This is a genomic window from Pseudomonas donghuensis, from assembly GCF_000259195.1.
Lineage (GTDB): Bacteria > Pseudomonadota > Gammaproteobacteria > Pseudomonadales > Pseudomonadaceae > Aquipseudomonas > Aquipseudomonas donghuensis.
On sequence record NZ_AJJP01000222.1, the window covers coordinates 1 to 5520 of the forward strand.

General features: G+C 64.1%; 2 protein-coding genes. One reads left to right on the top strand and one right to left on the bottom strand.

Features of this window, described 5'->3' with window-relative positions:
- Positions 1–74: 74 nt before the first annotated feature.
- A complete protein-coding gene (gene mltF / locus UW3_RS0102220) occupies positions 75–1535 on the bottom strand; it encodes a membrane-bound lytic murein transglycosylase MltF (RefSeq protein ID WP_010220558.1) in 1461 nt (486 codons plus the stop codon).
- A 246-nt stretch (positions 1536–1781) separates the two neighbouring features.
- On the opposite strand from mltF, the gene purL reads away from it, so the two are divergent.
- A partial coding sequence (purL, locus tag UW3_RS0102225) for a phosphoribosylformylglycinamidine synthase (RefSeq protein ID WP_010220559.1) occupies positions 1782–5520 on the top strand: 3739 nt, incomplete at its 3' end.

Consider the following 5520-nt stretch of genomic DNA (forward strand, 5'->3'; position numbering starts at 1 on the left):
CGCGGGGCAAGTCGGGTCGCCGCACCGCCGCTCCCACAGGAGCCTGTAGGAGCGGGCTTGCCCCGCGAAACAGTTCAGAGTGGCGGGGTCTGCTCGGTTGGCTTGGTCTTGTTCACACCCGGCACATGCAGGTTGCTCTCGGCCACCTGGCTGCCTTCAAGCTGCGGCTGGGTCACCCAGGTGAGGATGTCGTAGTAGCGGCGGATGTTGGCGACGAAGTGCACTGGCTCGCCGCCGCGGGCATAACCGTAGCGGGTCTTGCTGTACCACTGCTTCTGCGACAGGCGCGGCAGCATCTTCTTTACGTCCAGCCACTTGTCAGGGTTCAGGCCCTCGCGCTTGGCCAGCTTGCGCGCGTCGTCCAGGTGACCGCTGCCGACGTTGTAGGCGGCCAAGGCAAACCAGGTGCGGTCCGGCTCCTTGATGCTGTCATCCAGCTCGGATTTGACATACATGAAGTATTTGGCGCCGCCGCGGATGCTCTGCACCGGGTCCAGGCGGTTGGACACGCCCATGGCCTGGGCGGTGCGCTGGGTCAGCATCATCAGGCCGCGCACACCGGTCTTGGAGGTGACCTCGGCCTGCCACATGGATTCCTGGTAGCCGATCGCAGCCAACAGGCGCCAGTCGACCTGCTCCTTCTTGGCCGAGGCCTGGAAGGCCTTCTCGTAGCGCGGCAGGCGCTGCTGCAGGTGCTGGGCAAAGGTATAAGCGCCTACGTAGCCCAGTACATCGACGTGCCCGTAATAGCGATCTTTCAGACGCTGCAAGGTGCCATTCTTCTGCACCTTGTCGAGAAATTCGTTGATCTCGTTGAGCAAGCTGTTGTCTTCGCCTGCGGCCACGGCCCAGCGTTGGTCGCGGGCGTCACCAAGGTCGAAGGCCACCCGTACCTTGGGGAAATACACCTGGTTCATCGCCAGTTCGTTGGAGTCGACCAGGGTCAGGTCAATCTGCCCTTCGTCGACCATGCGCAGCAGGTCGACCACTTCAACGGCGTCAGATTCTTCGTATTCGAGCGCCGGATACTGCTTTTTCAGCTCGGCCATCTGCTCGGCATGGGTACTGCCCTTGAGCACCATGATCTTCTTGCCGACCAGGTCCTTGGCGTCAGTGGGCCGTGGGCGGCCGTTGCGGTAGATGATTTGCGGGGTGACTTCCAGGTACGGGTGGGAAAAGCGCACCTGCGATTTGCGCTGCTCGCTGCTGACCAGGCCCGCTGCCGCGAGCACCGGGCCGGAAGGCTGGCCGAGCTGGTTGAAGAGGTCGTCGAGGTTGTCGGCGGTCTCGATCTTCAGCTCCACGCCCAGATCGTCGGCGAAACGCTTGACCAGCTCGTACTCGAAGCCGGTTTCGCCGTTGCGGTCCTGGAAGTAGGTGGCCGGGCTGTTGCGGGTAATCACGCGCAGCACGCCATCCTCCTTGACGCGCTCGAGGGTGCTGGGTTTTTCAACACAGGCACCGAGCATCAGGAAGAGTCCGGTTGCGATGAGCCATCTGGCGCACCGCTGGCGCAAAGCGGTTTGGGCGAACATAGGTTGCAGTATACGCAAAGGACCGGTTGCGCCATATCTCGACAACGGTTTGCTTGTCTGCTAGCGATCTTTGCGTTAAAGGCAAAATGCAGGTCGAAACAGGCGGTTTTTTTTGACCCCTGAGTCCGCTTTGCCGGGCCGACATGTCCAGGTGTCGCAATGCTGTGTTTCGGGTGCCGGAAGCGCTGGAATTAGGCTAGAATGCACGGCCTCTAAGCACACCCCCTTCCTGAGGCTGTCCCGACGATGTTGATCCTGCGCGGCGCTCCTGCCCTTTCTGCCTTTCGCCACGGTAAGTTAATCGAGCAACTGAGCCAGAAAGTCCCCGCTGTTAGTGGTTTGTATGCTGAATTCACGCATTTCGCCGAGGTTGACGGCGATCTGAGTGCCGACCAACAGCAAGTGCTCGCGCGCCTGCTCAAGTACGGCCCGAGCGTACCGGTCCAGGAGCCAAGCGGGCGCTTGTTCCTGGTGGTTCCGCGTTTCGGCACCATCTCGCCCTGGTCGAGCAAGGCCAGCGACATCGCCCACAACTGCGGCCTGGAAAACATCCAGCGCCTGGAGCGGGGCATTGCCTACTACGTCAGCGGTGAGCTGAGCGACGCCGACGCCGCCGTCGTTGCCGACATCCTCCACGACCGCATGACCCAGCTGGTGCTGGCCAAGCTTGAAGAGGCCGCCAGCCTGTTCAGCCACGCCCAGCCCAAGCCGCTGACCGCCGTCGACATCCTCGGTGGTGGCCGCGCCGCCCTGGAAAAAGCCAACGTCGAGCTGGGCCTGGCCCTGGCCGAAGACGAGATCGACTACCTGGTCACCAGCTTCCAGGGCCTCAAGCGCAACCCGCACGACATCGAACTGATGATGTTCGCCCAGGCCAACTCCGAACACTGCCGCCACAAGATCTTCAACGCCAGTTGGGACATCGACGGCCAGAGCCAGGAAAAAAGCCTGTTCGGCATGATCAAGAACACCTACCAGATGCACAACGAAGGCGTGCTGTCGGCTTACAAGGACAACGCCTCGGTGATCGTCGGTTCCGTGGCCGGGCGCTTCTTCCCGAACCCTGAAACCCGCCAGTACGGCGCGGTGCAGGAGCCGGTGCACATCCTGATGAAGGTCGAGACCCACAACCACCCGACCGCCATCTCGCCGTTCTCCGGTGCTTCCACAGGTTCCGGTGGCGAAATCCGTGACGAGGGCGCTACCGGCCGCGGTGCCAAGCCCAAGGCTGGCCTGACCGGTTTCACCGTCTCCAACCTGCGCATCCCGGGCTTCGAACAGCCATGGGAGCAGGCCTACGGCAAGCCGGACCGCATTGTCACCGCCCTCGACATCATGGTCGAAGGCCCGCTGGGCGGCGCCGCGTTCAACAACGAATTCGGTCGTCCGGCCCTGACTGGCTACTTCCGTACTTTCGAGCAGTCGATCAACACCCCGCACGGTGAAGAAGTACGCGGTTACCACAAGCCGATCATGTTGGCCGGTGGCCTGGGCAACATCCGCGAAGACCACGTGCAAAAGGGCGAGATCACCGTCGGCGCCAAGCTGATCGTGCTCGGTGGCCCGGCCATGCTCATCGGTCTGGGTGGCGGCGCGGCTTCGTCGGTGGATACCGGCGCCAGCTCCGCCGACCTCGATTTCGCCTCGGTGCAGCGCGAGAACCCGGAAATGGAGCGCCGTTGCCAGGAGGTTATCGACCGTTGCTGGCAACTGGGTGACAACAACCCGATCGCCTTCATCCATGACGTCGGCGCCGGCGGTATCTCCAACGCCTTCCCGGAACTGGTCAACGACGGTGGCCGCGGTGGCCGCTTCGAGCTGCGCAACGTGCCCAACGACGAGCCGGGCATGGCCCCGCACGAGATCTGGAGCAACGAATCCCAGGAACGTTACGTGCTGGCGGTCAGCGCCGGCGACTTCGAGCGCTTCCAGGCCATCTGCGAGCGCGAGCGCTGCCCGTTCGCGGTCGTTGGCGAGGCCACTGCCGAGCCGCACCTGACCGTGACCGACAGCCACTTCGGCAACACCCCGGTGGACATGCCGCTCGACGTGCTGCTGGGCAAGCCGCCGCGCATGCACCGTTCGGTGACCCGCGAAGCGGAGCTGGGCGATGACTTCGACCCAAGCACCCTGGAACTGAACGACTCGGTCGAGCGCGTCCTGCGTCACCCGGCCGTTGCCAGCAAGAGCTTCCTGATCACCATCGGCGACCGCACCATTACCGGCCTGGTTGCCCGTGACCAGATGGTTGGCCCGTGGCAGGTACCGGTGGCCGACTGCGCCGTCACCGCCACCAGCTTCGACGTCTACACCGGCGAAGCCATGGCCATGGGCGAGCGCACCCCGCTGGCCCTGCTCGACGCCCCGGCGTCCGGGCGCATGGCCATCGGCGAGACCCTGACCAACCTGGCCGCCGCGCACATCGGCAAGCTGTCCGACATCAAACTGTCGGCCAACTGGATGTCCGCTGCCGGCCACCCGGGTGAAGATGCCCGTCTGTACGACACCGTCAAGGCTGTCGGCATGGAACTGTGCCCGGAGCTGGGCTTGACCATTCCGGTGGGCAAGGACTCGATGTCGATGAAGACCAAGTGGAGCGAAGAGGGCGCGGAGAAGAGCGTCACCTCGCCGATGTCGCTGATCGTCAGCGGCTTCGCCCCGGTCCTCGACGTGCGTAAGACCCTGACCCCGCAACTGCGCATGGACAAGGGCGAGACCGACCTGATCCTGATCGACCTGGGCCGCGGCAAGAACCGCATGGGCGCCTCGATCCTGGCCCAGACCCACGGCAAGCTGGCCGCCGTAGCGCCGGACGTCGACGATGCCGAAGACCTCAAGGCCTTCTTCGCCGTGATCCAGGGCCTGAACGCCGACGGCCACCTGCTGGCCTACCACGACCGTTCCGACGGCGGCCTGCTGACCACCGCGCTGGAAATGGCCTTCGCCGGCCACTGCGGCCTGGACCTGGAACTGGACACCCTGACCAGCAAGCGCGAGAAAATCGCCGCCATCCTCTTCAACGAAGAGCTGGGTGCGGTGATCCAGGTGCGTCAGGACGCCACCCCGGACGTGCTGGCCCAGTTCAGCGCTGCCGGCCTTGGCGAAGACTGCGTCGCGGTGATCGGCCAGCCGATCAACAACGGCGAAGTGCTGATCAAGCTGGCCGGTGAAGAGCTGTTCAAGGGCGACCGTCGCCTGCTGCAACGCCAGTGGGCCGAGACCAGCTACCAGATCCAGCGTCTGCGCGACAACGCCGACTGCGCCGACCAAGAGTTCGACGTGCTGCTGGAAGAAGACAATCCTGGCCTGAGCGTCAAGCTCGGCTTCGACGTCAACCAGGACATCGCCGCGCCCTACATCAAGAAGGGCGTGCGCCCGCAGGTGGCAGTGCTGCGCGAGCAGGGCGTCAACGGCCAGGTCGAAATGGCGGCAGCCTTCGACCGTGCCGGCTTCAACGCCATCGACGTGCACATGAGCGATATCCTTGCCGGTCGCGTTGACCTCAACGACTTCAAGGGCCTGGTGGCCTGTGGCGGCTTCTCCTACGGTGACGTGCTCGGCGCCGGTGAGGGCTGGGCCAAGTCGGCGCTGTTCAACGCCCGTGCCCGTGATGCGTTCCAGGGCTTCTTCGAGCGTACCGACAGCTTCACCCTGGGTGTGTGCAACGGTTGCCAGATGATGTCCAACCTGCACGAACTGATTCCGGGCAGCGAGTTCTGGCCGCACTTCGTGCGTAACCGTTCCGAGCAGTTCGAGGCCCGTGTGGCCATGGTCGAGGTGCAGAAGTCGAACTCGATCTTCCTGCAGGGCATGGCCGGTTCGCGCATGCCGATCGCCATCGCCCACGGTGAAGGCCATGCCGAGTTCGCCAGCGAAGAAGCCCTGCTCGAAGCTGACCTGTCCGGTTGCGTGGCCCTGCGCTTCGTCGACAACCACGGCAAGGTCACCGAGAGCTACCCGGCCAACCCGAACGGCTCCCCCCGCG